Origin of the sequence: Amycolatopsis sp. NPDC004079, from assembly GCF_040610415.1 — a bacterium.
Classification (GTDB): Bacteria; Actinomycetota; Actinomycetes; order Mycobacteriales; family Pseudonocardiaceae; genus Amycolatopsis; species Amycolatopsis halotolerans.
On record NZ_JBEXMH010000004.1, the window covers coordinates 285,702 to 311,996 of the forward strand.

22 protein-coding genes and 1 riboswitch are annotated in these 26,295 nt (G+C 69.6%); of the genes, 9 read left to right on the top strand and 13 right to left on the bottom strand.

Features of this window, described 5'->3' with window-relative positions; genetic code table 11:
* Positions 1–536 precede the first annotated feature (536 nt).
* The 4 genes from cobN to ABZX37_RS06565 form a co-directional block, all read right to left on the bottom strand.
* Complete coding sequence (gene cobN / locus ABZX37_RS06550) at positions 537–4,142, bottom strand: cobaltochelatase subunit CobN (RefSeq protein ID WP_354736721.1); 3,606 nt, start codon at positions 4,140–4,142, stop codon at positions 537–539.
* A 52-nt stretch (positions 4,143–4,194) separates the two neighbouring features.
* A riboswitch (cobalamin riboswitch) is annotated at positions 4,195–4,270 on the bottom strand.
* A gap of 67 nt (positions 4,271–4,337) precedes the next feature.
* A complete protein-coding gene (locus ABZX37_RS06555) occupies positions 4,338–4,577 on the bottom strand; it encodes a helix-turn-helix transcriptional regulator (protein WP_037354504.1) in 240 nt (79 codons plus the stop codon).
* 6 nt (positions 4,578–4,583) lie between these two features.
* A complete protein-coding gene (locus ABZX37_RS06560; protein WP_354736639.1) occupies positions 4,584–5,438 on the bottom strand; it encodes an ABC transporter permease in 855 nt (284 codons plus the stop codon).
* Complete coding sequence (locus ABZX37_RS06565) at positions 5,435–6,340, bottom strand: ABC transporter ATP-binding protein (RefSeq protein WP_354736641.1); 906 nt, start codon at positions 6,338–6,340, stop codon at positions 5,435–5,437. Before ABZX37_RS06565 ends, ABZX37_RS06560 begins: the two co-directional genes overlap by 4 nt.
* A gap of 96 nt (positions 6,341–6,436) precedes the next feature.
* On the opposite strand from ABZX37_RS06565, the gene ABZX37_RS06570 reads away from it, so the two are divergent.
* From ABZX37_RS06570 to ABZX37_RS06580, 3 genes are read left to right on the top strand one after another with little or no spacing between them, the layout of a single operon-like run.
* Positions 6,437–7,561: a precorrin-3B synthase gene (locus ABZX37_RS06570; protein ID WP_354736643.1), complete on the top strand. Its 1,125-nt coding sequence runs from the start codon at positions 6,437–6,439 to the stop codon at positions 7,559–7,561.
* Positions 7,558–8,181 (top strand): precorrin-8X methylmutase, encoded by a 624-nt coding sequence (locus ABZX37_RS06575; RefSeq protein ID WP_354736645.1) that lies wholly within the window; start codon positions 7,558–7,560, stop codon positions 8,179–8,181. Before ABZX37_RS06570 ends, ABZX37_RS06575 begins: the two co-directional genes overlap by 4 nt.
* Positions 8,178–9,695 (top strand): precorrin-2 C(20)-methyltransferase, encoded by a 1,518-nt coding sequence (locus tag ABZX37_RS06580; protein ID WP_354736646.1) that lies wholly within the window; start codon positions 8,178–8,180, stop codon positions 9,693–9,695. Before ABZX37_RS06575 ends, ABZX37_RS06580 begins: the two co-directional genes overlap by 4 nt.
* On the opposite strand, the gene ABZX37_RS06585 is transcribed toward ABZX37_RS06580, so the two are convergent.
* A complete protein-coding gene (locus tag ABZX37_RS06585; protein WP_354736648.1) occupies positions 9,686–10,114 on the bottom strand; it encodes a helix-turn-helix domain-containing protein in 429 nt (142 codons plus the stop codon). The genes ABZX37_RS06580 and ABZX37_RS06585 overlap by 10 nt on opposite strands.
* 59 nt (positions 10,115–10,173) lie before the next feature.
* On the opposite strand from ABZX37_RS06585, the gene ABZX37_RS06590 reads away from it, so the two are divergent.
* Positions 10,174–10,671, top strand: a complete 498-nt coding sequence (locus ABZX37_RS06590; RefSeq protein ID WP_354736650.1) for a hypothetical protein — start codon at positions 10,174–10,176, stop codon at positions 10,669–10,671.
* Here ABZX37_RS06590 and ABZX37_RS06595 read toward each other — a convergent pair.
* Positions 10,565–11,359: a helix-turn-helix transcriptional regulator gene (locus tag ABZX37_RS06595; protein WP_354736652.1), complete on the bottom strand. Its 795-nt coding sequence runs from the start codon at positions 11,357–11,359 to the stop codon at positions 10,565–10,567. The two genes, ABZX37_RS06590 and ABZX37_RS06595, sit on opposite strands and share 107 nt — an antisense overlap.
* A gap of 54 nt (positions 11,360–11,413) precedes the next feature.
* Here ABZX37_RS06595 and ABZX37_RS06600 point away from each other — a divergent pair, with 54 nt between their 5' ends.
* Positions 11,414–12,577 (top strand): MFS transporter, encoded by a 1,164-nt coding sequence (locus ABZX37_RS06600; RefSeq protein ID WP_354736654.1) that lies wholly within the window; start codon positions 11,414–11,416, stop codon positions 12,575–12,577.
* Here ABZX37_RS06600 and ABZX37_RS06605 read toward each other — a convergent pair.
* The 6 genes from ABZX37_RS06605 to cbiE are packed head-to-tail and all read right to left on the bottom strand — an operon-like array spanning position 12,574 to position 20,000.
* Entirely contained in the window at positions 12,574–15,663 is a 3,090-nt protein-coding gene (locus ABZX37_RS06605; protein WP_354736656.1) for an arabinosyltransferase domain-containing protein, read from the bottom strand. The two genes, ABZX37_RS06600 and ABZX37_RS06605, sit on opposite strands and share 4 nt — an antisense overlap.
* An 18-nt stretch (positions 15,664–15,681) precedes the next feature.
* Positions 15,682–16,341, bottom strand: coding sequence for a 5,6-dimethylbenzimidazole synthase (gene bluB / locus ABZX37_RS06610; RefSeq protein WP_354736658.1), 660 nt, complete (start codon positions 16,339–16,341; stop codon positions 15,682–15,684).
* 11 nt (positions 16,342–16,352) lie between these two features.
* Entirely contained in the window at positions 16,353–17,081 is a 729-nt protein-coding gene (locus ABZX37_RS06615; RefSeq protein WP_354736660.1) for a cobalt-precorrin-6A reductase, read from the bottom strand.
* Positions 17,078–18,088: a Gfo/Idh/MocA family oxidoreductase gene (locus tag ABZX37_RS06620; RefSeq protein ID WP_354736662.1), complete on the bottom strand. Its 1,011-nt coding sequence runs from the start codon at positions 18,086–18,088 to the stop codon at positions 17,078–17,080. The genes ABZX37_RS06615 and ABZX37_RS06620 overlap by 4 nt, the downstream gene beginning before the upstream one ends.
* Complete coding sequence (gene cobM, locus ABZX37_RS06625; RefSeq protein WP_354736664.1) at positions 18,085–18,846, bottom strand: precorrin-4 C(11)-methyltransferase; 762 nt, start codon at positions 18,844–18,846, stop codon at positions 18,085–18,087. Before cobM ends, ABZX37_RS06620 begins: the two co-directional genes overlap by 4 nt.
* Entirely contained in the window at positions 18,843–20,000 is a 1,158-nt protein-coding gene (gene cbiE, locus ABZX37_RS06630) for a precorrin-6y C5,15-methyltransferase (decarboxylating) subunit CbiE (protein ID WP_354736666.1), read from the bottom strand. Before cbiE ends, cobM begins: the two co-directional genes overlap by 4 nt.
* A 60-nt stretch (positions 20,001–20,060) precedes the next feature.
* Here cbiE and ABZX37_RS06635 point away from each other — a divergent pair, with 60 nt between their 5' ends.
* From ABZX37_RS06635 to cobC, 4 genes are read left to right on the top strand one after another with little or no spacing between them, the layout of a single operon-like run.
* Positions 20,061–22,040, top strand: coding sequence for a putative cobaltochelatase (locus tag ABZX37_RS06635; protein WP_354736668.1), 1,980 nt, complete (start codon positions 20,061–20,063; stop codon positions 22,038–22,040).
* Positions 22,040–22,654: a cob(I)yrinic acid a,c-diamide adenosyltransferase gene (gene cobO / locus ABZX37_RS06640; RefSeq protein ID WP_354736670.1), complete on the top strand. Its 615-nt coding sequence runs from the start codon at positions 22,040–22,042 to the stop codon at positions 22,652–22,654. Before ABZX37_RS06635 ends, cobO begins: the two co-directional genes overlap by 1 nt.
* On the top strand, positions 22,648–24,000 hold the full coding sequence (locus tag ABZX37_RS06645; protein ID WP_354736672.1) for a cobyrinate a,c-diamide synthase: 1,353 nt from the start codon (positions 22,648–22,650) through the stop codon (positions 23,998–24,000). Before cobO ends, ABZX37_RS06645 begins: the two co-directional genes overlap by 7 nt.
* Complete coding sequence (gene cobC, locus ABZX37_RS06650; RefSeq protein ID WP_354736674.1) at positions 23,993–25,000, top strand: Rv2231c family pyridoxal phosphate-dependent protein CobC; 1,008 nt, start codon at positions 23,993–23,995, stop codon at positions 24,998–25,000. Before ABZX37_RS06645 ends, cobC begins: the two co-directional genes overlap by 8 nt.
* Here cobC and ABZX37_RS06655 read toward each other — a convergent pair.
* Entirely contained in the window at positions 24,997–26,292 is a 1,296-nt protein-coding gene (locus tag ABZX37_RS06655; protein WP_354736676.1) for a hypothetical protein, read from the bottom strand. The genes cobC and ABZX37_RS06655 overlap by 4 nt on opposite strands.
* Positions 26,293–26,295: the final 3 nt, after the last annotated feature.

A 26,295-nucleotide genomic window follows, 5' to 3' on the forward strand; every position in this document is an offset into this window, starting at 1 on the left:
CCTGGTCAGCGGTGAGGGTGGCTGGTCGGCATGGAAGGTGCCTGGTCAGCGGTGAGGGTGGCTGGTCGGCATGGACGTTGCCTGGTCAGCGGTGAGGGCGGCTGGTCGGCATGGAAGGTGCCTGGTCAGCGGTGAGGGTGGCTGGTCGGCATGGACGTTGCCTGGTCAGCGGTGAGGGTGGCTGGTCGGCATGGACGTTGCCTGGTCAGCGGTGAGGGTGGCTGGTCGGCATGGAAGGTGCCTGGTCAGCGTTGATGGCGGCTGGTCGGTGGGAGGGCGGCCGGGTAGCGGAGGTCGGCGGCGCGGTTGGCCTAGTGAGTTCGTCGAGAAGGCCCGGCCAAACTCCGGCAACTGGGCGGGCGCGGCTCGGCCGGATGAGTGGGGACAGTGCGTGGAACCGTCGGTTGCGGCGGAACGGCGGGTCGCTGGAGGCCCGTGAAGGGAATCGCTGCGCGAGGAGCAGCACGCCACCGGTGAGTTCGCCGGGTTGCCTCAGCTGGCCAGATCCGAACCAGCCAAGACAACCCGCGACGGCCTCAGTCGTTCTCCAGATCGCCTTCCAGCGTCAGGTAAACCTCGCGCATCTGAGCCAGCAACTCCGGATCCGGCTCTTCCCACAGCCCTCGATCCGCGGCCTCCGTCAGGCGTTCGATGATCCCCCGCAAAGCCCACGGGTTCGCGTCCCGCAGGAACTGCTGGTTTTCCTCATCCAAGACATACGACTGCGACAGCTTCTCGTACATCCAGTCGCCGACCACACCAGCCGTGGCGTCGAAGCCGAACAGGTAGTCCACCGTCGCCGCGAGTTCGAAAGCACCCTTGTAGCCGTGGCGGCGCATGGCGGACAGCCACCGCGGGTTGACCACCCGGGCGCGGAAGACGCGGGCCGTTTCTTCGCCCAAAGTGCGAGTACGTACAGCATCGGGCGTGGTGGAATCGCCGACGTACGAAGCGGGGGCGGAGCCGGTCAGGGCGCGGACTGTGGCGATCATTCCGCCGTGGTACTGGAAATAGTCGTCCGAGTCGGCGATGTCGTGTTCGCGAGTGTCCGTGTTCTTCGCTGCCACGACGATGCGTTTGTACGACGATTCCATGTCCTCGCGCGCGGGGCGGCCGTCCAGGTCCCTGCCGTAGGCGAAGCCGCCCCAGACTGCGTAGACCTCGGCCAAGTCCTTGTCGTCGCGCCAGTTTCCGGAGTCCATCAACGGGAGGAGACCGGCTCCGTACGCGCCTGGTTTCGAGCCGAAGATCCGGGTGGTGGCTCGGCGATCGTCACCGTGCGCGGCCAGGTCGGCGGCGACGTGGGCGCGGACGTAGTTGGAGGATTCCGGTTCGTCAAGAGAGGCGGCCAGGCGGACGGCGTCGTCCAGGAGGGTGATGACGTGCGGGAAGGCGTCGCGGAAGAAGCCGCTGATGCGGACTGTCACGTCGATCCTCGGGCGGCCCAGTTCGGACAGCGGGATCGGTTCGATGCCGGTCACGCGGCGGGACGCCTCGTCCCAGACCGGCTGGATGCCCAGCAGGGCAAGGACTTCGGCGGCATCGTCGCCGGAGGTGCGCATGGCGGAGGTGCCCCAGACCGACAGGCCGACGGACCGGGGCCAATCGCCGGTGTCTTCGCGGTAGCGGCGGAGCAGGGAGTCTGCCAGGGCTTGGCCGGTTTCCCACGCCAGGCGGCTGGGGATGGCCTTTGGGTCTACGGTGTAGAAGTTTCGGCCGGTCGGCAGGACGTTCACCAAGCCGCGCAAAGGGGAGCCGCTGGGACCTGCGGGGATGTAGCCGCCGTCCAGGGCGTGCAGGATTGCGTCTAGTTCGGACGAGGTGCCTGCCAGGCGGGGGACGATTTCGGTGGCGGCGAAGGTCAGGACGCGGGCGACCTCGGCGTCGAAAGCGCCCAGGACCTCGCTCACCACTGAAGAAACTGAAGAAGGGGACCACTCGCGGGTCTCCATCAGAGAAACCAAGGTGTGGGCGGTGGTTTCGATGGCGTCCACTTCGGACAGCGGGGCGTCCGAGTTTTCCTTCAGGCCAAGGGCGGAACGGAGACCGGGGACGGCGCCTTGCTTGCCGCCCCACATTTGCTGGGCTCGGAGCATCGCGAGGACCAGGTTGACGCGGGCCTCGCCGACGGGGGCCTCGCCCAGGATGTGCAGGCCGTCGCGGATCTGGGCGTCCTTGACCTCGCACAGCCAGCCGTCGATGTGCAGCAGGAAGTCGTCGAATTCCGCGTCGTGCGGGCGTTCGTCGACGCCGAGGTCGTGGTCGAGTTTCGCGGCCTGGATGAGGGTCCAGATCTGGGCGCGGATCGCCGGGAGCTTCGCCGGGTCCATCGCGGCGATGTTGGCGTGCTCGTCCAGCAGCTGCTCCAGCCGGGCCAGGTCGCCGTACGATTCCGCGCGGGCCATGGGCGGGACCAGGTGGTCCACGATGGTCGCGTGCGCGCGGCGTTTCGCTTGCGCGCCTTCGCCGGGGTCGTTGATCAGGAACGGGTACACCAAAGGCAGGTTGCCCAGTACGGCGTCGGGGGCGCAGGAGGCCGACAGGCCCGCGGTCTTGCCGGGCAGCCATTCCAGCGAACCGTGTTTGCCGAGGTGGACGACGGCGTGCGCGCCGAATTCCTCTTCCAGCCAGCGGTACGCGGCGAGGTAGTGGTGGCTCGGCGGCAGGTCCGGGTTGTGGTAGATCGCGACCGGGTTTTCGCCGAAACCGCGTGGCGGCTGGATCATCAGGATGACGTTGCCCGACTGCAGCGACGCCAGGACGATGTCCCCTTCGGGGTTTGCCGACGTGTCGACGTACAGCGAACCCGGTGCGGGGCCCCAGTGTTCTTCCATCGCTTCTCGCAACTCGACCGGCAAGGCGGCGAACCAGGAGCGGTAGCGGGCCGCGGGGACGCGGATCGGGTTGCCGGACAGCTGTTCTTCGGTGAGCCACTCAGGGTCCTGGCCGCCCGCGGCGATCAGGGCGTGGATCAACGCGTCGCCGTCCGGCTGGTCGGTGCCGGTCGGGTCGACGCCGGGGAAAGCCTCGGCGCCGAGGTCGTAGCCGCGTTCGCGCATGAGGCGCAGGAGTTCGATCGCCGAAGCGGGGGTGTCGAGGCCGACTGCGTTGCCGACGCGCGAGTGTTTCGTGGGGTACGCGGACAGCATCAAGGCGATCCGGCGAGAAGCAGGCGGGGTGTGGCGGAGCCGGGCGTGCGCGAGAGCGATGCGGGCGACGCGGGAGGCTCGTTCGGTGTCGGCTATGTAGCGGGGGAGGCCGTCGTCGTCGAATTCCTTGAAGGAGAACGGGACCGTGATGATCCGGCCGTCGAATTCCGGTACCGCCATCTGGTTGCCCGCGTCGAGCGGGGACAGGCCGTCGTCGCTGGCGGACCAGGTTTCGCGGTCGCTGGTCAGGCACAACGCCTGCAGCACCGGCACGTCCAGCGCGGCCATCTCCGCGACGTCCCACGATTCGTCGTCCCCGCCGGCTCCGGCTTCCGACGGACGGGTGCCGCCCGCCGCCAGCACGGTGACCAGCAGGGCGTCGACCTTGCCCAGCTCAGCCATCATCTCCGGCGCGCGCGTGCGCAGGGATGCCGTGTGGATCGGCAACGCGCGGCCGCCCGCGGACTCGACCGCGTCGGCCAACGCGTGCACGAAACCGGTGTTTCCGGACAGGTGGTGCGCGCGGTAGTAGAGGATCCCGATGACCGGGCCATCACCCGCCGGAGCCGGCCGCGAAAGCACGCCCCACGACGGCAGTTCGGCGGGCGGCTCGAAGCCCTCGCCGGTCAGGAGCAGGGTGTCGGACAGGAACCGGTGCAGCTGCGTGAGGTTCTCCGGACCGCCCTGCGCGAGGTACAGATGCGCTTGCGCGGCGATCCCGGCCGGAGTGGTGGAGAGCTTCATCAGCTCCGCGTCCGGCGTCTGCTCGCCGCCCAGCACGATCACGTGCGCACCGGACGCGCGCAGCGTGTCCAGGCCTTCTTGCCAGGTCCGCGGCGTGCCGAGAATCCGGACGACGACGATCGAGCAGCCCTCGAGCAGCCCGGGCAGGTCGCCGAGCGGAAGCCGGGACGGGTTGCCGAGCCGGTAGTCCGCGCCGCTGGCCCGGGCGCTGAGCAGGTCGGTGTCCGAAGTGGACAGCAGCAGGATCACGGCGTTCCTCACTCGGGGTGTCCGCGCCCCGGGTCGTCGGGCACGCCGGCGGGAGTTCCTGGCTGACGGCGGCCGCGGGGCCGCCGGTCACAGTGGCGGGACCGCCCCGGATTTCCACCGGGTTCCTCCGCGTGCCGACGCGTGTGCGCTCTTACTCTCGCCGGGCGCACACGCGCCGTCAAGGTGAGCAGACCCTCACGCGGGCTTGCTTTCGTCCCCGATCCGCGGGAAGGGCGCGGTGGAGAACAGCACCTCCACCGCGACCTCGAAGAACTCCGCGATCCGCAACGCGAGGTAAAGGCTCGGGCTGTACTCGCCGCGCTCCAGGTACCCGATGGTCTGGTAGTGCACGCCGAGCGCGTCCGCGAGCTGCCGTCGCGAGATGCCGCGTTCGGCGCGCAGCACCGCGATGCGGTTGTAGACGTTCTCGCTCACCGCGCCTCACACACGCTGAAGTGCCCTTTCCCGTCGCGCTGCCACCGACGACCCCGATTCGCGCCGGGCCATCCGCTTCAGCAGGATCGGGGCCAGCACCAATCCGATCACGGCCCACGCGAGCAGCACCCCCAGGGTCGCCCACGGCCGCCACGACTGCCCGATTTCGACGACGACCGCCTGGTCGGGCAGCAGCGCCGAGCGCATGCCGAGGCCGAGCCAGTACATCGGGAACACCTGCCCGACGTCCTGCAGCCAGACCGGCAGCGCGGTGATCGGGTAGAAGATCCCGGAGATCGCGCCGAGCCCGAGCATCGGCAGCATGACCAGGGCCATCATCCGCGAATCCTGGATCAGCGAGCCGATCGCCGCCCCGATCGGCATGGTCGCCACGAGACCCGCGGCGAGCACCCACACCAGGTTCAGGATCGAGAAGAACCCGTCCGGAGCCAGCCCGTCGAACAGGAAGAGCGACGGCACCAGCAGCACGACGATGCTCGCGACCTGCATCATCGAGAACGTCGTGATCTTCCCGACGAGGTAGCCGAACATCCCGTTCGGCGTCGCCTTCGCCCGCAGCAGCGTGCCGTCCTCGCGGTCGACGATCAGCGAGCCCGCGACAGCGGACATGCCGTTGAACACGAGGCCAGCACCGATCACGCTCGGCACCGTCGCGGCGCCCAGCGAGAATGAGGTGCCCGGCAACTGCGCGCCGCGCATGAAAAACAGCGTGCCGAAGATCATCGCCAGCCACACGGTCTGGCCGATCAGATCGTCCCGGTTCGTCCACTGCTGGCGGAATTCGATGAACCCGCGGCGAAGTCCCACCCGGGCCGCGGTCCGCTGCGTCGACGCGCTCATCGCGCACCTGCCGAGGTCATCCCGGACTCCGCGCGCTGCACGAGCGTCAGGTAGGTGTCCTCCAGCGACGCGCGCCGGACCTCCAGGTCGGCGACCGCTTCGCCGTGCTGTTTGAACAAGTCGTACACGTACTTCGTCGCCTCCGTGGTCGAGTGCACGAACCGCTGCCCGTCGACTGTCCAGCGCACCTCGGCCTCGCCCGCGATCTGCCTGCTCAGCTGGTCCGGCGACCCGTCGGCGACGATGTGGCCGCCGCTCAGGATCAGGATCCGGTCGGCGAGCTTCTCGGCCTCGTCGAGGTCGTGCGTGGTGAGCAGGATCGTGGTGTCGTCGTCGGCCAGCTGGTGCACGAGCTCGTGGAAATCGCGCCGGGCCCGCGGGTCGAACCCGGCGGTCGGCTCGTCGAGGAACAGCAGTTCAGGACGGCCGACGATGCCGATCGCCACGTCCAGTCTGCGCCGCTGCCCGCCGGACAGCATCCGGATCTTCTTGCCCGCGTGCTCGGAAAGCCCGACCGCCTCGATCAGCTCGTCGGTGTCCCACGGGCGGCGGATCCGGTCGGTGGAGTACGGCGCGTAGAACGACCCGAGCAGGTCGAGCAGCTCGCGCACGCGCCATTTGCCGTGGTCGCGCCAGGACTGCAGGACGACCCCCAGTCGCGCCCTCCAGTCCTCGCCGCCGCGCGCCGGGTCGGTGCCCAGCACGGACACCTCGCCCGCGGACCGCATGCGGAACCCCTCGAGGATTTCGATTGTCGTGGTCTTGCCCGCCCCGTTCGGGCCGAGCAGGCACAGCACCTCGCCGCGGTGCGCGGTGAACGACGTGCCGTGCAGCACGTCGTTCGCGCCGTAGCGCATGCGTAAGCCTTCGACGCGGAGCACGGTGTCCGCTTGATCTCTCATTGGATGACCCCCATCCTGCCTGTGCGATCGAATGTAGCAGATGTACTACATACGATCGCAAGCCTGTTAAAACAGCCGCGGGTTACAGTGAGCGCCATGTCCAGCCCTGCCCGCGTGCGTGCCGACGCCTGCCCTGGAGTCTTCGCGACGCACGACGCGGCGGACGGGCCGCTCGCCAGGGTCCGGCTTCCCGGCGGCGTGGTGAGCGCGGATCGGTTGCGCGCCTTGGCTTCCTGTGCGGAATACCTCGGCGACGGCGACGTCCACCTGACCTCGCGCGCGAATGTCCAGTTGCGCGGCGTGCGCCGTCCGGGGTTGGCGGGACGGCTGACCGAAGCCGGATTGTTGCCGTCGCCGAGTCACGAACGTGTGCGGAACGTGCTGGCCTCGCCGTTGAGCGGGGTGCGCGGCGGGCTTGCGGACGTCCGGGGGCTTTCCGCGACGCTGGATCGCGAACTGTGCGCGCGGCCGGAACTCGCGGAGCTGCCAGGACGGTTCCTCTTCGGCTTTGACGACGGTCGCGGCGACGTCGTGGGCACGGACGTTTGCTGGCGCGCGGTTGGTCCGACGACCGGTGTGGTGCTGTTGGCGGGCGCTGATTCCGGCTGGCTGGTGGCGCGCGACGAGGCGGTGTCCGCGCTGCTCACGGTGGCGGAAACGTTTGCGCGCACGCGAGGTTCGGCGTGGCGGATCGGGGAGCTGGACGATCCTTCGCCGCTGTTGCCGGACGGTCCGCGGGAAGCACCGCAAACCCGGCCAACCCGGATCGACCCGACCGTCGGCCGGATCCGGCGCGACGACGGCGGCGAGGCAGTCGGGGTCGCGCCGAGGTTCGGCCAGCTGACTGCAGCTCAGCTGCGCACGCTCGCGGACTTCGGCGACGCCGTGGTCACGCCGTGGCGTTCAGTGCTGCTGCCCGGCGGCGCGGATGTCGAGCGCTTGCACGCGGCGGCGCTGTCGACGGATCCGGCGACGGCGGAGCTTAGCGCCTGCATCGGCGCGCCGGGGTGTGCGAAGTCTCTCGCCGACGTCCGCGCGGACGCGGCGACACTGGTCGCGGACGGGGAGCTGGTGCACGTTTCGGGCTGTGCACGGCGGTGCGGACGGCCGTCCGGGGCCCACCTCGACGTCGTCGCCGAACCCGGCGGCTACCGTGTCGACGGACGCTGGACCCCGGCGTCCGAGTTGGCGGATGCGTTGGCGAGAAAGGGACCTTCGTGATCGACTACCTGCGGGACGGGGCCGAGATCTACCGGCACTCGTTCGCCACGATCCGCGAAGAGGCGGACCTGGCGATCCTGCCCGACGACGTCGCCGGCGTCGCGGTCCGGATGATCCACTCCTGCGGCATGGTCGACCTGGTCGACGACCTGCGGTACTCGCTCGACGTGGTCGAGGCGGGCCGCGCCGCGCTGGAGGCGGGCGCGCCGATCCTGTGCGACGCGAAGATGATCGCCAGCGGCATCACGCGCAAACGCTTGCCCGCGGCGAACGACGTCGTGTGCACTTTGGCCGACCCGAGCGTGCCCGGGCTGGCCGAACGGCTGGGCACCACGCGGTCGGCCGCCGCGCTGGAGCTGTGGCGCGACCGGCTGCCCGGTTCGGTGGTGGCCATCGGGAACGCGCCGACCGCGTTGTTCCGGTTGCTGGAGCTGCTGGACGAGGGTGTCGGCGCCCCGGCCGCGATCATCGGCGTGCCGGTGGGGTTTGTCGGCGCGGCGGAGTCCAAAGTGGAATTGGCGAAGCGGGCGCCCGCGCCGTATCTGGTCGTGCACGGCCGTCGCGGCGGCAGTGCGATGGCCGTCGGCGCAGTGAATGCGATTGCGAGCACGGTCGAATGACGGGGCGGCTGTACGGCGTCGGGCTCGGTCCCGGCGATCCGGAACTGATGACGGTCAAAGCGGCGCGGCTGATCGGCGAGGCGGACGTCATCGCCTACCACAGCGCGCGGCACGGGCGCAGCATCGCGCGGTCGGTGGCTGAGCCGTATCTGCGCGAGGGACAGCTGGAAGAGCGGCTGGTCTACCCGGTCACCACCGAGACCACCGACCATCCCGGCGGTTACGAAGGCGCGATCGCCGATTTCTATGAGCTGAGCGCGAAAAAACTCGCCGAGCACCTCGACGCCGGGCGTGACGTGGTGCTGCTGTGCGAGGGAGATCCGTTCTTCTACGGCTCGTACATGTACATGCACGAGCGGCTTGTCGGACGGTTCGAGACCGAGGTGGTTCCCGGCGTGACGTCGGTGAGCGCGGCGTCGTCGGTGCTCGGCCGTCCGTTGGTGCAGCGGGACGAAGTGCTCACGGTCCTGCCGGGAACCTTGCCAGCGCCCGAATTGGCGCGTCGGCTCGCGGACACCGAAGCGGCGGCGGTGCTGAAATTGGGCCGTACCTTCGGTTCTGTCCGGGAAGCGCTCGCCGAGGCGGGCAAGCTCGACGACGCCTGGTACGTCGAGCGGGCGACCTGGGGACAGCAGCGAGTGGAGCCGTTCGCGGACGTCGATCCGGAGTCGGTCCCGTATTTTTCCTTGGCGTTGCTGCCAAGTCCGGCTTACAAGTCGCGTGTGGACGGTGAACCGGCCGTTCCGGCGGGCGCTTCGGCACCGGTGGAGGGCGGCGAGGTTGTCGTCGTCGGGCTCGGTCCGGCCGGGCCGGAATGGCTGACGCCGGAAGCGGCGGCGGAATTGGCGGCGGCGGACCACATCGTCGGCTACGGGCCGTACGTCGCGCGGGTCCCGCAGCGGGCGGGGCAGCAGCGGCACGCGTCGGGGAACCGGGTCGAGGCGGACCGGGCGGTCGAGGCGTTGCAATTGGCCGCGACGGGTGCGCGGGTGGCCGTGGTGTCGTCCGGGGATCCGGGCGTGTTCGCGATGGCTTCGGCGGTGCTGGAACAGGTTTCGGCCGGGAACGGTGCTGGCGCGCGGGTGCGGATCGTGCCCGGGGTGACGGCGGCGCAGGCGGCCGCGGCGCGGGTCGGTGCGCCGTTGGGGCACGACTATTGTGTGCTGTCCCTTTCGGACCGGTTGAAGCCGTGGGACATCATCGAACGCCGGCTGGACGCGGCTGGCGCGGCGGATTTGGTGTTGGCGTTGTACAACCCGGCTTCGCGGACTCGGGTGACGCAGCTGGCGAACGCGCGGGAAGTCCTTTTGCGGCACCGGGATCCTGGGACGCCGGTGGTGGTGGCCCGCGATGTCGGCGGGCCGGAGGAAGACGTCCGGGTTACTACGCTCGGCGAGCTTGATCCGGCTGCGGTGGACATGCGGTGCCTGCTGATTGTGGGTTCTTCGCGCACGGTGGCGGAGGAAGGGCCGGACGGGCGGTCGATCGTGTGGACGCCGCGGAGTTATTCCTGACCTTCTCGCAGCAGCCGTGCCGCCTCGGACAGATGGTGGGTGAGCTGTTTCCGTTGCGCGGCACTGAGTTTCGGTGCGTGCGCGGCGAGGGCTGAGGAGATCGAACCGTCCGCGCGGGTGCGGAACATCGCGCGGGCGGACGGTTCGATCTCCAGCCGCGACTTGCGCCGGTCCTTCTCGTCGGGCCGCACGCGCACGACGCCCGCGTCCGCCATCCGGTGCGTGATCCGGGAGACGAGGCTCTGCGCCAGCCCGGTCCGGCGGGTCACGTCGCTGATCGTTGCGCCCGGATTGCGCGAAACGTCCTCGATCACCGCCAGTTCTCCCGCGTTGACCTGATCCGCGCCGGTGTTCCCGGTGCTGGTCAGGGCGATCTCGCGCAGGGTGCGGGCGAGGCGGTGCAGGTCGGCGGCGCGCATGGCCACATTCAATCACTGGTGATACATTCGGGGAAGTATCACTAGTGATGGAGTTGGCGATGATCGACGACGTGCTGATCGCGGTCGCGGTCGGGATCCTGATCGTGCGGCAGTTCCAGTGGCGCTCCGCCGAACCCCGGCGGATGCTGCTGATGCCGCTTCTCGTGATCGCGGTTGGCCTGGTTTGCCTCGGGTTCGAGCTGGGCGGCGGGCTCCGGCCGGCGGATTGGCTGCTGGTCGGCGAACTCGTCCTGGTCGCGGGCACCGGCACCGCGATGGGCCGTGTGACGCGGTTCCGGGAAGCGAACGGGCTGCAGTACCGGCTCACCGGTGCGGGAATCGCGCTGTGGGCGGTCTTTCTCGCGATCCGCATCGGTTCGTTCGCGCTGGCCAGCGTCCTCGGCGCGCACCTGCTCGACGCGACCGGGCTGATCCTCGTCTCGTTCGGCGTCAACCGGCTCGCGGCGAGTCTCGTGGTGCGCCACCGGATCCAGTCTGTCCACTGTGGAGATAAGACCCCGGCGTATGGCCAAGGGACCGCCGGAACACGTCGATGAACGCGCTGGTCGTGGCGAATCCGCACAGCTGCGCCACGGAGGTCACCGAACGACCCTCCACCAGCAGCCGCAGCGCGTGATAGAGGCGGAGTTGCGTGCGCCATTGCGGAAACGTCATCCCGGTGTCCGCACGGAACAGCCGGGTCAGCGTCCGGCCGCTGGCACCGACAGTTCGGCCCAGCGCTTCCAGACTGCGCGAGTCGGAAGGGTCTTCCTTCAGCAACTGGCACACCGCGACCAGCCGCGGATCGTGCGCGGCCGGGACCTGCACCGGACGTTCCGGCGCGAGGGTGAGCTGGTCGAATAACACCTCCCGCATCCGTTGCCCAGCAGGGGTCGTGCGGTCCTCGCCGAGTTCGGTGTACGCGATCAGGAGTTCCCGCAGCAGCGGAGTGACCGCGAGCGCGGTCGGCTCGGTCACTGGCAGCGGGCTCAGCTCCTGCGGAAAACCGAACAGATGCAGCCGTGTGACGCCGTAAGCGCGGTGGGAATGCACGGTTCCCGCAGGAATCCACAGTGCCCGGTGGGCGGGCGTGATCCAGCGCGACCGGTCGGTGTGCACCGCCAGGACGCCGCTGCTGGCGTAGACGATCTGGTGCTCGTCGTGCCAGTGTTCGGCGATGCTGGCGGTCGCGGCCAGGTCCCGGATGTTCGTGGGAGCCGCGGGCAGATGGCCGGAAATCGACACAACTCGGCATAATAACGGAATCGCGCAGCGCCGGGCCAGTTCGACCATGGCCGGGTGACGACAACGCTTCCGGCCCGCACCGCGCGCTGGCCGATGCCGCTGATGGTGCTCAGCCACGCGGTCGACGACCTCTACCAGGGCGCGGTCCCCGCACTCGTGCCGTTTCTGGTCGCCGAGCGGCACTACGGCTACCTCGCCGCGGCCGGGATCACGGTGGCCGCGACGCTGCTGTCCTCGGTGGTCCAGCCGCTGTTCGGCGTACTGACCGACCGGCGGCCGATGCCGTGGCTCGTGCCGGTGGGGATGACGGTCGCGGGGGCCGGGATCGGACTCTCCGGGCTCGCCGATTCCTACGCGCTGACCTGGCTCGCGATCGCCCTGTCCGGCCTCGGCGTCGCGGCCTACCACCCGGAGTCGGCGCGGATTGCCCGCCGGATCGCCGGGCGCGGGCACGTCGGGATGAGCTGGTTTTCCTTGGGCGGCAACGTCGGTTTCGCGCTCGGGCCGATCGTCGTCACCCCGGTGCTGCAGGCTGGCGGTCTCGGCGCTACGCCCTATCTGGTGCTGCCCGCGCTCGTCGCCGGGGTGGTGATTGCCGCGTTGTTCCGGCGGATGAGCGACCTGCATTCAGCCGCGCGACACAGGGCGCACGCCGGGCGGGACGATTGGCGTCAGTTCGGCTGGCTGACCGTCGTGGTCGTCGGACGCTCCATCGCGGCCTTCTCGCTCAACACGTTCCTGGCCATCTGGGTCACGCAGCGAACCGGCAGCGTGCTCGCTGGGGAAGTGGCGTTGGTGGTGTTGTTCGGGGTCGGCGCGCTGGGCACGCTGCTGGGCGGTGTGCTGGCCGGACGGTGGGGGCGAATTCGGACGGTTCGGGTCGCGTATGCGGTGTCTGTGCCTGCGGTCGCCGGGATCGCGCTGGTGCCGGGGTACGGCGTGTTTCCGCTGGTCGCGCTTGCGGCGGTGGCGTTGTATGTCCCGTTCTCGCTGCATGTGACGCTGGGTCAGGACTACTTGCCGAATCGGCTCGGGACCGCCAGCGGGGTGACGCTTGGGCTGGCGGTGAGTGTCGGCGGGGTGGCCGCGCCTGCGGTCGGGGCGCTCGCCAACGCGGCCGGGTTGCAGTGGGCGTTGCTGGCGCTCGCGGTGCTGCCCGCGGCGTCGGTGTTCGCCGCGCGGAGGCTGCGAGAACCACCGCGCGAGCCGCAGGGCTAGCGCGTCGGGTCCTTGCCGTTCGGCTGCGAGGGCCCAGGTCCAGGCGACCACCAGCCCCACACCGTCTTCTCGCCGTGCCGCACCGTCGGCGCCACCCCGGTCGTATACGGCTCGATCTGCAGCAGCTGTCCCCACGACTGGTACGGCTGCCCGTTCAGATAGCTCGGCACCTCGGGCTCGTCCGCGATCTCCTCGAGCCAGCCGTTCGGGCCGCCGTTGGTGCTCGACGCCCATTTCGCCTCGTCGGCGAGCTGGCCGGGGGTGATGCGGTAGTCCGGCATCGCGGAGATGCCGTCGTGCGAGGTGACCGGGTTCGCGCACGGGTACACGAACGACGCGGGCCAGTCGATGTACACCGATTTGCCCGCTAGCTTGTCGGTGAGCGTGGTGAAGGTCGGCACGCGCGGCGCGGACGCGGCGATCCAGCCGTCCTCGGTGAGGTCGTTGTCCACCATCACGATCCGCACCGACGTGGTCTCCGGCGGCAGGTCGCGCAGGTTGATCCGGGTGTCGTTCCAGCCGCCGGTGCCCGCGCCGGGCGGGAGCGCGAACTGGCTGCGCAGCACGCGCACGCCTTCGGGAGTGTTGACGCCGTACTCCAGGCTCACCGACGCCGGCCGCCGGGGCTGGCTCGCGGTGGCGACCACGATCTGGCCGTTCTCGGTGCGGTCGGTGAGCGCGTACCAGTCGCTGCGCAGCCGTCCGGCGCGGGTCTGGGTGTCGAGGTAGCTGCTCCACATCGGCACCTGGTCCTGCTTGAACCCGTGCGGCGGCTCGGCCAGCGGGTCCTTGTCGTCGACCGGGCTGGTGTGGAAGCCGGTCTGGACGCGGCCGTTGTCCTGGTCCGGGTTCGGCAGCGGGTTCGGCGGGTTCTGCGTCACCGGTTTTTCCGGCACGGTCCGCTGGTCGGGCTGCGGGTGCAGGATGCTCTTCGCCGCGTCGCGCTCCACCATCACGTGGTCGGACAGGTTGCAGCTCTTGCCGAACAGGTGTCCGATGTTGGCCGCGCCGAGGCTGTAGCTGTCGCGCTGGAAGTAGATCGCCGCGCCCATCGTGTAGATCTCGCCCGCCGCGACCAAGCCGCACACCACGACCAACGACAGCGAACCGAGCCGCAGCGACCGGCTCCGGCCCTCCTGCGGCGCCGGGCCCGGCCGATGCGCGCGGATGTTCTCCACGAACGCGTAGATCCCGGCGACGGCGGCGGCCCCGAGCAGGATTGTCGACAGCGGGATGCCACCGATCGAGGGCGCGCCGTTCGTCCACGGCACCCCGATCTTCGAGACGAACCAGTACGCGTTCGGCCCGGTCGCGGCGAGCGCGCCGACCACCAGCAATACCGCGAGGAACGCCGCTCGGTTTCGGTTGGAACGCAGCACGGTCGAACTGGTTGCCAGCGCGGTGAGCGCCGCCATCGATGCGCCGACCGCGGCGAACGCGCCGAAGTGGTGCGTCCACTTCGTCGGGGTCAGCGCGAGCAGCAGGAAGAACAGCGCGGTGGTGCCGATCAGCCGACGGCTCGGCCCGAGCGCCGCACCGGGGATGCGGCCTCGGCGCAGCAGCACCACGAGGCAGGTGACCGTGCAGAGCAGCACGAGCAGTACGGGGAAGCGGCGCGGCGCGGAGCCGTCCGGCAGGTTTTCGAACAGCAATTGGTACCGCGCGAGTTCCTGGAACCACGACAGGTTCGGGCCGACCGCGGTGCGGATGCGGGTGGCCTCCTGGACCGTCGCGAACGTCTGGTCGGCGAACATCACCACGAGCACCAGGAAGCCGGACGCGAGGATCGGCGCGAGCATCGGCAGCCAGCCGCTCGACGAGCGCTGCCGGACCAGCTTGAACAGGGGTTTCCCGGCGACCAGGAACGGGGCGACCGCGATCAGCCCGGTCGGCGTCGCGGCGAGGGTGAACGCGGCCGCGGTCAGGCCGAGGCACAGCGGCAGCAGCCGGCGGGTGACCAGCGCGCGTTCCACCGCGCAGATCGCCAGCAGCGACCCGAGCGCGGCGACCGGTTCCGGCCGGACGCCGTTGTTGTACGGCATCCACCAGACCAGGAACACGGCCGCGGCGGCCCAGCCGGCCGCGCGGCTGCGGCGGACCTGGGTGCCCAGCCGCGGCATCACCTCGCGGCTGATCAGCAGCCAGCTGATCACGCCGAGCAGGTACGAGGGCAGCCGGATCCACGGCGGCACCGTGCTGACGTGCGTCATCAGCTCGTACAGGTGGTAGAACCAGCCGAACGGGGCCTCCGCGACGCCGAACCAGCGGTGGTAGTTCGTGAGGTACCCGGTGGCCTCGGTGACTCTGGCCATCGTGAGGATGTAGCCGTCGTCCGAGGTCACCGGTCCGATGAAGACCCACGCGCCGAGCACGCCGAACACCGTCGCGTCGCGGCCGGTGAGCCGCCACCAGCCGACCGGGGCCCAGCGCGGCGCGCGGCGGGCGAAGCCGGAGTCCATCCGCCACACCGCGATCAGGCAGCCGAGGAACGACAGCGCGGCGAGGATGCCGACGACGACCTTCAGCGTGGTCGGCGAGGTCTGGTAACGGGTGTCCGGGACGACCGACACGTGCAGCCCGGCGATCGGGTCGCGCGCGGAGGTGATCGAGGAGTAGATGCCGAGCACGCGCGGCCGGACGTCGCCGGTGGTGTGGAAGATCGGCGTCTTGCCGACCGAGAGCGTCATCTGGGTCGCGTCCGAGTCGAGCGTGACCGAGCAGCCGGTCTGCGGGAGCGGCTGCTGCGAGATCTGCTGGCCCTGGCTGGACGCGAGCAGCACGCCGTTGTCCACGCGCAGTTGCAGGCCGACGCCGTTGGCCGCGTGCTTGCCGGTGCGTCCGTCCGGGACGGTCGAGAACAGCAGCGCGGGACCGTTCGTGCGCGCGTCGAGCGAGCGGATCGTGTCGCAGGGCAGTTCGGCCTTCAGGTCCTGTGCCCAGTACCCGGTCAAGGGCGCGTTGACGGAACGCGTGTCGGAGGCGGTGGGCCAGACGACTTCCGCGGTGTCCTGCACGACCGGCAGGAAGGGATAGGCCAGGGCGCACAGCGCCGAAAGCAACCCCAGCACTACGGCAATCGGACGCATTAGAGGAAATCTATTGGGTCATGGTTGACGCTGTCGCGCGGGCCCCTCGTCACGCGGGGTGAAGCGCTCGTGGTGTACCGCGCTGGCCAGCGGCGCGCGGTTGCGCCAGCCGTGCCGCTCCAGGTCGGGAACGTCGGCGAGATTCGTTACCGGTCCTACACAAAGCCAGGCGACCGGGCGGATCCCGGCGGGGATGCCGAGCAGTTTCGCGAGCGCGGGTTCGCGGTAAAAACTCACCCACCCGACGCCGAGGCCTTCCGCCGTCGCGGCGAGCCAGAGGTTCTGGATCGCCAGGCACACCGAGTACAGCCCGGCGTCGGCGATCGCGTGCCTGCCGAGCACGGCCGGGGCGCCGCGCTGCTCGTCGTAGGTGACGACGATGCCGAGGCTCGACTCGCGGATGCCCTCGACCTTGATCTTGGCGAACGTGTCCGCGCGCTCGCCGTCCAGGGACGCGGCGAACACGTCGCGTTCCTCGTGCACGTGGCGGGCGAATTCCTCGCGCGTGCCGGGGTCGCGGACCAGCACGAAGTCCCACGGCTGGCTCATCCCGACGCTCGGCGCGGCGTGCGCGGCCTCGAGCACGCGGGTGAGGACTGCGTCGTCGACCGGTTCGCCGGTGAACTCGGCGCGGACGTCGCGGCGGCGGTGCAGGACTTCGTAAAACATGTCGTTCATTGATTCAGCGTTCATTGGTTGAGCACCCATTCGACAGCGGCGGTGACGTCCGCGGTTTCCGTTGTGGACGGTCGGGGCGGACGGCGCACGACGACCACCGGCAGGCCGAGTTCCCGCGCGGCGGTCAGCTTCGCGGCGGTCATCGCGCCGCCGCTGTCCTTGGTGACCAGCACGTCGATGTCGTGCTCGGTCATCAGCGCGCGTTCGCCGTCGAGGCGGTACGGGCCGCGGTCGAGCACCACCTCGTGCTGGCGCGGCAGCGGCTGGGCAGGCGGGTCGACGCAGCGGATGAGGAACCACAGCGGGTCGAGGTCGGCGAACGTGGCCAAGCCCTGGCGGCCGCTGGTGAGGAACACGCGGGTGCCGAGGCCGGGCAGGAGCGTCGCGGCTTCTTCGAGGTCGGCGGCCCAATGCCAGCGGTCGTCTTCAGCCGGCTGCCAGCCTGGGCGCGCGAGTCTTAGGAGCGGAATGCCCGCAGTGCGGGTGGCGTGGAAAGCGTTGGCGCCGATGCGTTCCGCGAACGGATGCGTGGCGTCGACCACTGCCCGCACACTGTTTTCGCGCAGCCAGGTCGTAAGGCCTTCGACGCCGCCGAACCCGCCGATCCGCACTTCGCCAACGGGCAGACGGGGTCGTGTGACGCGTCCGGCCAGCGACGAGACCACCTTGACGGCGCGTTCGTGCAGTTGGGCGGCGAGATCGCGGGCTTCCGCGGTGCCGCCCAGGATCAGGACGGTCATCGCCCGTACCCGACGGCCGTGCGCCACCGGTCGAGGGTGCGCATGTTGGCGAGCGTCTCCGCCCAGGTCAGCTCCGGGCCTTGCCGGTCAGCGACGTGCGCGGCGACGTAATCCGCTTCGCGCGCGTAAACCCCTTGGGTGGCTTCGATTTCGATGACTTCCGGCTCGCCGTCCGACGGAGTCAGCACGATCGTCGACACGCCCGGCGTGCGCAATTCGTGGATCCACGCGGGCTTCGGCACGTAGAGCTGGCCGGTGGTGCCGTAGATGCGGATGTGGTCGTCCTGCGTGAGCAGGTAACCGCAGGACAGCTGGGCGATGATGTCGCCGGGCAGCCGCAGCAGGCCCATCGCGAACTCGTCGACGCCGCTTTCGGTGAGCCGCGCCATGCCGGTGACGCGCGTCGGCTCCACGGCCGGAATTCCGGTCGCGGCCTGCGAAACCAGCCGGGCCAGCGAGGTGCAGTAGCAGCCGACGTCGAGGATTCCGCCGCCGCCGAGCGCGGGGTCGCCGAGGCGGGCGGCGTCGTTCTCGTCGGAGTCGAAGCTGAACGTGACGTCCACGGCCCGGACCTCGCCGATCGCGCCGCATTCGATCAGTTCGACCAGCCGTCGCGTCTGCGGGTGCAGCCGGTACATGAACGCTTCCATGAGGAAAACGTCGTTGCGCCGTGCGGCGTCGATGACTTTTTCCGCCTCGGGCGCGGCGATCGTGAGCGGCTTCTCGCACAAGACGTGCTTGCCCGCTTCGATGGCGCGGATCGCCCACTCCTCGTGCTGTGCGTGCGGAGTCGCGACGTAGACCGCGTCGACGTCCGGGTCGGCGAGGAGTTCCTCGTAGCTGCCGTACGCCTTCGGAATTTCGTACCTGGCCGCGAAATCCCGTGCCCGCTCGGCCGTGCGGGAGGCCACCGCGGCGAGCACGCCGTGGCGGCTTTGCTCGACGCCGGCGGCGAATTCGGCGGCAATGGTCCCGGTGGCCAGCAGGCCCCAGCGCAGGTCCGTCACAACGACTCCGGTTGGCTCGCTCGATCGCGGGTGCTCGAATACAGGAAACTGTCCGGGAATCCGCCCGCCGCGAGGACCCGTCCGACGAAAATCGTGGCCGCGCGGGTCATTCCGGCTGCCCGCGCTTGACCGGCGATATCGGCGAGGGTGCCGCGCACCACGGTTTCCCCCGGCTGGCTGGCCAAAGCGACGACGGCGGCAGGACAGTCCTCGCCATAGTGCCCGGCGAGTTCTTCGGTGACGCGCTCGATGTGGTTGATCGCCAGGTGCAGCGCGAGGGTCGTGCCGGTGCGCGCGAAATTCTCCAGCGTTTCGGTGTCCGGCATCGCCGTGGACCTCGCCTGCGCGCGCGTGATCACGAGGCTCTGCCCGATTCCCGGCACCGTCAGTTCGCGGCCGAGCACAGCGGCGGACGCGGCGAAAGCCGGAACGCCGGGCACCATCTCGTACGGCACGCCTTCCGGTTCCAGCCGTCGCACCTGCTCGGCAACCGCGCTGTACAGCGACGGATCTCCCGAACACAGCCGTGCGACGTCGTGCCCGGATCGATGCGCATCGATCAGCTTCGCGGTGATCTCGTCGAGGCTGAGGTTCGCGGTGTCGACGCGTCCGGCGTCCGGTGCGCAGTAGGCGAGCAGATCGGTCGGCGTCATGCTGCCCGGGTACAGGCAGACCTGGCAGCGCGCGAGCAGGTCGCGGCCGCGCACGGTGATCAGGTCGGCCGCGCCCGGTCCGGCGCCGATGAAGTAAACGGTCATTTCCAGCTCCACTGCGTGACTGCCCGGGACGGCGTCCATCCGGTGAACCCGCCGAGCGGTTTCGCGTGCTCCACGGAGATCCGTTGCAGTTCCCCGCCGTGCCGGGCGTAGGCCGCGGCGAGGAGCTGTTCGGCTTCGAGGGTGACACCGTGCGCGACGATCCGGGCGTCGGTTTCGACACACTGGTCGAGCACGCCGGGGACGGTCAGGCCGCCGCCGACGAAGATCGCGTCCGGACGGGGGAGTGCGGCCAGCGCCTCGGGCGCCGGGCCGGTGACCACCTGTAATTCCGGCACGCCAAGGGTATTGGCGTTGCGCTGGATGCGTTCGGCGCGCGCCGGGTCGCGTTCGATCGCGACGGCGCGGTTCAGCGGATGCGCGCGGGACCACTCGATGCCGATGCTGCCCGCGCCCGCTCCGACGTCCCAGAGGAGTTCGCCTGGGTTCGGTGCGAGGCGGGCGAGAGCGGACGCACGGAGGTCGCGTTTGGTGAGCTGGCCGTCGTGCTCGAAGGCGTCGTCCGGGAGACCGATCAGCGGGAGGCCAGGGCCTTGGCAGCGCACGGCGAACACGGTGAGCGGGCCGGGGTTGCGAGTCCAGCCGTCGGAGATCCGTTCGTCGTCCGCACCGAGGTTTTCCAAGGCGGTAAGGGCGGAATCGCCGTAGCCGCGGGCGTTGAGCAGCTCGCGCAGTTCTGTCGCGGAACCGCCTAGGACCAGCAGTTTCCGGTTGGGCGCCAGCGCTCGCGCGACACGGTGGACGGCGCGGCCGACGACCGTCACGACCTCGGTTTCCTCGAATGACCAGCCGAGCCGTGCGCGGGCCAGGGTCACTGACGAAACGGCGGGATGGACGTCGAGCGCGTAGCCGCGATCACGGAGGGTGGTGGCGATGCCAGACAGGAACGGATCGCCGCTGGCCAGCACGCACACCCGCCCGGTCTGCTCGCTCAGGAACTCGTCGAGCGCGGGCAGCAGCGGGCTGGGCCAAGCTTGCGTGCGGAGGTCTTCGGGCAAGGACTTGAGTTGCCGTTCCGCGCCGAGCACGATGTCCGCCCGTCGCACGGCGTCGCGGGCCGCGGGGGTGAGCCCGGCCCACCCGTCGGCCCCGATCCCGACCACCGTCAGGCGTGATTCTTCGCGCACGATTTCCACCCTAAGCGAGAGCTTCGCTGTGCGATGATCGGCCGGACGCCGACCCACGAGGGAGTGCTCTTGAAGCCCTATCCGTTCACCGCTGTCGTCGGGATGCCGGACCTGCGTCTGGCGCTCGTCCTCTCCTCGATCTCGCCCGCGGTCGGCGGGGTCCTGGTGCGGGGCGAGAAGGGCACCGCGAAGTCGACCATGGTGCGCGCGCTCGCCGGGCTGCTGCCGGGCGTCGACGTGGTGGACAGCTGCCGCTTCTCCTGCGACCCGGTCAGCCCGGACCCGGGGTGTCCGGACGGCCCGCACGCGGCGGGCGTTGCCGCGCACCGGCGGCCGGCGCGACTGGTGGAACTGCCGGTCGGCGCGGCCGAGGACCGGGTCGTCGGCTCGCTGAACCTGGAGAAGGCGCTGGCCGAGGGTGTCACCGACTACCAGCCCGGCCTGCTGGCCGCCGCGCATCGCGGCCTGCTGTACGTCGACGAGGTCAACCTGCTGCACGACCACCTGGTGGACACGCTGCTCGACGCGGCGGCGATGGGCCGCGCGACGGTCGAGCGCGAGGGCGTTTCCGTCTCGCACGCGGCGCGGTTCGTGCTGATCGGGACGATGAACCCGGAGGAAGGCGAGCTGCGGCCGCAGCTGCTCGACCGGTTCGGGCTGACTGTGGAGGTCGCGTCGAGCCGGGATCCGGAGCAGCGCGTCGAGGTCGTCCGGCGACGTCTTGCCTACGAAGCGGATCCGGACGGTTTCGCGGACGGCTACGCCTCGGCGGACGCGGAGCTGGCGGCGGAGATCGAGGCGGCGCAACGGCTTTTGCCGTCGGTGAAGCTGCCGGACGAGGCGCTGCGGCAGATCGCCGAGGTGTGCGCGTCGTTCGAGGTCGACGGCATGCGCGCGGACATCGTGACGGCGCGGACGGCGGTCGCGCACGCGGCTTGGGCCGGGCGCGACGAGGTCACCACGGAGGACATCCGGGTCGCCGCGCGGCTCGCGTTGCCGCATCGGCGGCGGCGGAATCCGTTTGACGCGCCGGGGATTTCCGAGGAGCAGCTGGAACAGGCGCTGGAGGATTCGCAGCCGCCTCCCGAGGGGCCGGACGACGATGGTCCCTCCGGTGGCGGGCCTGGGCCGGATGACGGCGGGCCGATGCCAGATGGCGGTCCGTCCGAGGGCGCCCCGCCTTCCGAGTCTCCTGGGGAGGCGCCTTCGGGCAATGGGTCTTCGCCGCAGAAGACGGTCGGAGCCGGGGATACGTTTCGCGCACGGGTGTTCCGGGTGAAGGGCACCGGCGAGGGCGAACGAGGCCGCCGGTCGCGCGCGATCACCGACACCGGCCGGACGATCGGCGTGCAGCCGCCGAGCGTGCGGGACGGACGGCCGCACCTGGTCGCGACGATCCGGGCCGCCGCACCGCATCAGCAGGCGCGGGGCCGGTCCGGGCCGGGTCTCGAAGTGCGGTCGCCGGACCTGCGGTTCGCGCTGCGCGAGGGCCGCGAAGGCAATCTGGTGCTGTTCTGTGTGGACGCGTCCGGCTCGATGGGCGCGCGGGCACGGATGCGGGAAGTGAAGACCGCCGTGCTTTCCCTGCTGTTGGACGCTTACCAACGGCGGGACAAGGTCGGTCTCGTCACGTTCCGTGGCGCGGAAGCCGAACTGGCGTTGCCGCCGACGATCAGCGTCGAAGCCGCCGCCGCCCGGCTGGACGGTTTGCCGACGGGTGGACGCACGCCGCTCGCCGAGGGATTGCTGGAAGCCGCGCGAGTACTGCGGGTCGAGGCGATCCGGGATCCGCGGCGTCGGCCGTTGCTGGTGCTCGTCACCGACGGTCGCGCCACGAGCGGCTCCGACGCGGTCGCGCGCGCCAAAGCCGCCGCGGGCTTGCTCACCGACGTGACGGCGATCGTGATGGACTGCGAGACCGGCCGGATGCGGCTCGGCCTCGCCGCGGAATTGGCTGGGCACTTGGGTGCCGAGCACGTGCCGCTGTCCGATGTGGCCGCTGAATCGCTGGCCTCGGCAGTGCGCGAACGGACCGGGAGGGCTGCCTGATGCCGCAGGGAAAACCGGCTGTCGTGCCGAAGGACGGGCTCACCACGCGGCAGCGGCGCAACCGTCCGCTGCTCGCCGTGCACACCGGCGAGATGAAAGGGAAATCCACCGCGGCGTTCGGAATGGCGTTGCGCGCGTGGAACCAGGGCTGGTCGATCGGCGTGTTCCAGTTCGTGAAGTCGGCGAAATGGCGTGTCGGCGAGGAAGCCGCGTTCAAGGCGCTCGGGAAGCTGCACGACGACACCGGGCAGGGCGGTCCGGTCGAGTGGCACAAAATGGGCGAGGGCTGGAGCTGGTCGCGCAAGCAGGGGTCGGAAGAGGACCACGCCGCCAACGCCAAGGAAGGCTGGGCGGAAATCAAACGCCGGCTCGCCGCCGAAACGCATGATTTCTATGTCCTGGACGAATTCAGCTACCTGCTCAAATGGGGCTGGCTCGAGGTCGACGACGTCGTGTCCGCGTTGACCTCCCGGCCCGGGCACCAGCACGTCGTGATCACTGGTCGCTATGCGCCGCCGGAACTGATCGAAGCCGCCGATCTGGTCACTGAAATGACGAAGGTGAAGCACCCGATGGACGCCGGGCAGAAGGGCCAGCGGGGGATCGAGTGGTAGCACGGGTCGTCATTGCCGCGCCCGGTTCCGGGCACGGCAAAACCACCATCGCGGCCGGGCTCATGGCCGCGTTGCGCACCGCCGGGCACGCCGTGTCCGGGCACAAGGTCGGCCCGGACTTCATCGACCCCAGCTACCACTCGCTCGCCACTGGCCGTCCCGCGCGGAACCTCGACCCGTTCCTGCAAGGCGAAGAAACCCTGGTTCCGTTGCTGCGACACGGTTCCGCCGGTGCCGACATCGCCGTCATCGAAGGCGTGATGGGCCTTTTCGACGGCGCTTTGGGCACCGAGGGCTACGCGTCGACCGCTCATGTCGCACGGCTGCTCGACGCACCGGTCGTGCTGGTCGTCGACGCTTCCGCGGCCTCGCGCAGCGTCGCAGCGACCGTGCTGGGGTTCGCGCAGTACGACACTCGCGTCCGGCTCGCCGGGGTGATCCTGAACAAACTGGGCTCGCAACGGCACGAGGACGAGATCGTCACCGCGCTGGAGGCAACCGGCGTTCCGTTACTGGGTGCGTTGCGGCGCAACGAAAACGTGCACGCGCCGAGTCGTCATCTCGGGCTGGTCCCGGCCGCCGAACGGGCCGCGGAGTCGCAGCGGATGCTGCCGGAGCTGGCGGACTGGGTCGCTGCCGGGGTCGACCTCGAAGCCGTCGTGCGGGTGGCGCGGAGTGCTCCCGCACTGACTGGTCCTTTGTGGAATCCGGGACCCGCTTTCGAGGGTCCGCGTGCGACACTCGCCGCCGCGGGCGGTCCGGCTTTCACCTTCCGCTACGCCGAGAACCTCGAACTGCTGGCTGCTCGCGGAATCGACGTCGTGGACATCAACCCGTTGCAAGACAAGGCCTTGCCACCTGGTTGTGCCGGGTTGTACTTCGGCGGCGGTTTCCCGGAAGTGCACGCTGCCGAGCTTTCGTCCAATGTGGAACTCCGTACGGCGGTCAGTGCGGCGATCGACGCGGGCATGCCGGTCAGCGCGGAATGCGCAGGACTGCTGTACCTGTGCCGCTCTCTGGACGGCCTGCCGATGGTCGGCGCCGTCCCTGCGGACGCGACCATGACCGCACGCGGAAAACTAGGCTACCGCCGTGCCGTCGCGGTGGCGGACAATGTGCTGGCAGCAGCCGGACAGCGGGTCACCGGACACGAATTCCACCGCACCGAAATCACTCCCGCGCACGGTGAAACCGCGGCGTGGGGCTGGGATCGCAATCTGGACGGGTTCGCTTCGGAATCGCTGCACGCTTCCTACTTGCACGTCCATTGGGCCGGACATCCCGAGTTGGCGGACCGTTTCGCCTCCCGGGTGCGCGCGCATTCCCTGGCAGCAGTCCATGGCTGATTACGACCTCCACCACCACGGCGACCGCGAAGTCGGCGACGGCCTCGTCGACCTCGCCGTGAACGTCCGGCTCCCGGCCCCGCCCGCGTGGCTTCGGGCAGAACTGGCCGCCGCACTGGACGACCTGGCCGCCTATCCAGATCCCACCCGCGCCGCAGAAGCCGTCGCCGCCCGACACAGCCGGGACTTCGACGACGTCCTGGTTACCGCCGGTGCCGCGGAAGCGTTCACGTTGCTGGCTTCGCTTCCGGCGAAGCACCCGGTGGTGGTCCATCCGCAATTCACCGAACCGGAAGCCGCTTTGCGCGCCGCTGGTCACTCGGTCGACCGGCTAATCCTGTCCGAAGTGGACGGTTACCGGCTAGATCCGTCGCTGGTCCCCGCTTCCGCCGATCTGGTCTTCCTCGGCAACCCGACCAACCCGACCTCAGTCCTCCACCCAGCCGATTCCGTGCGAGCCCTGGCGCGCCCCGGCCGGACGCTCGTGGTGGACGAGGCCTTCCTCGACGCCGTCCCCGGGGAAGTAGAAAGCCTTGCCGGAGAGCGAATTCCCGGTGTCGTGGTCTTGCGAAGTCTCACCAAGACCTGGGGCTTGGCAGGCTTGCGCGCCGGATACGTCCTCGGCGAACCATCACTGATCGCGCGCTTGCGTGCGGTGCAGCCACCCTGGTCAGTGTCCACTTTGGCCGCTGTCGCGACTGTCGCCTGCTGCCGTCCCGCCGCTCTGGAAGAAGCCGAAAAACTAGCCGCCGCCGCGGAAGCCGACCGCGACTACCTGGAATCCGGCCTGTCCGCATTGGGAATTCCCGTACTCGGCACCCCGCGCGGCCCGTTCGTGCTGATCCGCGTCCCCGGCGGCGCGGACGTCCGCTTACGACTACGAGAAGCAGGCTACGCCGTCCGCCGAGGCGACACTTTCCCCGGCTTGGGCCCAGACCACCTGCGCATCGCAGTCCGCGACCGAGCTACGACGGACGCTTTCCTCGCCGCGCTGGCCTAACGGTTCTGAAGCGCAGTGAATTCCTCAAGCCAAGCGTAGTTCGGCGCTGCGGTGCCGTCGGGATTCTTCTGGACGGTCGCCCGCGCGAATACGCTGTTGAGGAGCCAAGGCGGGGTGTCCGGCCCGAAGTCCGCTCCCTTGAGCGCGGCAATGCCCTGGTCGATGCCGTACGTGGCGACGGCGAGCTTGCCGGTCGCGCGGAACTTCGCCATCTGGTCGGTCAGGAAGTTCTTGTTGTTCTCGAACCACGGGCTGGTGCGGAGAAAATCGTCCCACCGCGCCTGGGGGAACGGCTGACGCAGCGCGTTGCGGATGACCTGCCAGACCTTGGTGTCCTTCGGCACGTGATACTTGTCCGCGTACTCGGCCGAGATCCGGTCGGTGAGGTGCTTCTTCCACAACTGGACCAGCGAAAACTCGGTGACGAGGAACTTCTTGCCGCCCAGCTTGGGCAGGGTGTAATCGAGAAAAGCCTGAACCTGGTCCGGCGCGGCGACGTGCGGATGAAGGTCGGTGCCTTCGATCTCCGGCGTGTCGCGGACGTACTTCATCCAGCGTTCCGTGCCCGCGCCAGTCCACTTGGGATCTTCGAGATTGTTGAGCGCGCCCATGTACAGGACCGTCTTTCCCTCGCGCTGCTTGATCACATGGGCGGCGATGGTCTCGTAGAATTCGTTGAGAGCGCCGTTGTTCCAGTCGGACTGCGGGCATTCGATGAACGGCTCGTTGCCGATGACGAGGATGTCGACCTTGTCCATGACCGCGGGCAGCACCTTGTCGACCCGGGCGAGATCAGCCTGCATTGCCGGGGTTCCCGGACGCGGAATCGGTTTATGGGAATCAGGAAAGTACGGAAACTTGAGCGACAGCACGGTGCCGTACTGGCGATCGGCCGCCTGCAGCAACGTCTTGATCGTCGGATTCTCGGCGGCAGCGTGCTTGTCCAGGTCGGGCATCGCGGTGAACCCGCGCACCCACTTCGCGCCGGACCGCTGAAGCTCGTCCCAGCCCATGGTGTCCGGGTCGGCGTTGAAGTTGGCCCCGAGCGCTCCGTCCGGCTTGGGTACCGCGGTGTTGGGGGCTGGGCTGTCCGGAGTCGCACTGCACGCGGCGGCGCCGAAAACCGAAAGACCGGCGGCCAGGTGAAACAGCCGACGCCGGTTGAGATTCGCAGGTGCCACGAGGTCCTCTCGGTCAGTCGTCGCGGACTGTTCCTTGGTAGCACGGGCCTGGCCTTTACCGCAGCGTGGGGACGGCCCGGCCAGACGTATCAGACAAACCGGTTGCTGCACGGA

Coding starts and splice junctions, on each gene's coding strand:
- ABZX37_RS06560 (WP_354736639.1), bottom strand. CDS start 5,438: ATGAGCGCGTCGACGCAGCGGACCGCGGCCCGGGTGGGACTTCGCCGC.
- ABZX37_RS06565 (WP_354736641.1), bottom strand. CDS start 6,340: ATGAGAGATCAAGCGGACACCGTGCTCCGCGTCGAAGGCTTACGCATG.
- ABZX37_RS06570 (WP_354736643.1), top strand. CDS start 6,437: ATGTCCAGCCCTGCCCGCGTGCGTGCCGACGCCTGCCCTGGAGTCTTC.
- ABZX37_RS06580 (WP_354736646.1), top strand. CDS start 8,178: ATGACGGGGCGGCTGTACGGCGTCGGGCTCGGTCCCGGCGATCCGGAA.
- ABZX37_RS06585 (WP_354736648.1), bottom strand. CDS start 10,114: ATGCGCGCCGCCGACCTGCACCGCCTCGCCCGCACCCTGCGCGAGATC.
- ABZX37_RS06590 (WP_354736650.1), top strand. CDS start 10,174: ATGATCGACGACGTGCTGATCGCGGTCGCGGTCGGGATCCTGATCGTG.
- ABZX37_RS06605 (WP_354736656.1), bottom strand. CDS start 15,663: ATGCGTCCGATTGCCGTAGTGCTGGGGTTGCTTTCGGCGCTGTGCGCC.
- bluB (WP_354736658.1), bottom strand. CDS start 16,341: ATGAACGACATGTTTTACGAAGTCCTGCACCGCCGCCGCGACGTCCGC.
- ABZX37_RS06615 (WP_354736660.1), bottom strand. CDS start 17,081: ATGACCGTCCTGATCCTGGGCGGCACCGCGGAAGCCCGCGATCTCGCC.
- cobM (WP_354736664.1), bottom strand. CDS start 18,846: ATGACCGTTTACTTCATCGGCGCCGGACCGGGCGCGGCCGACCTGATC.
- cobO (WP_354736670.1), top strand. CDS start 22,040: ATGCCGCAGGGAAAACCGGCTGTCGTGCCGAAGGACGGGCTCACCACG.
- cobC (WP_354736674.1), top strand. CDS start 23,993: ATGGCTGATTACGACCTCCACCACCACGGCGACCGCGAAGTCGGCGAC.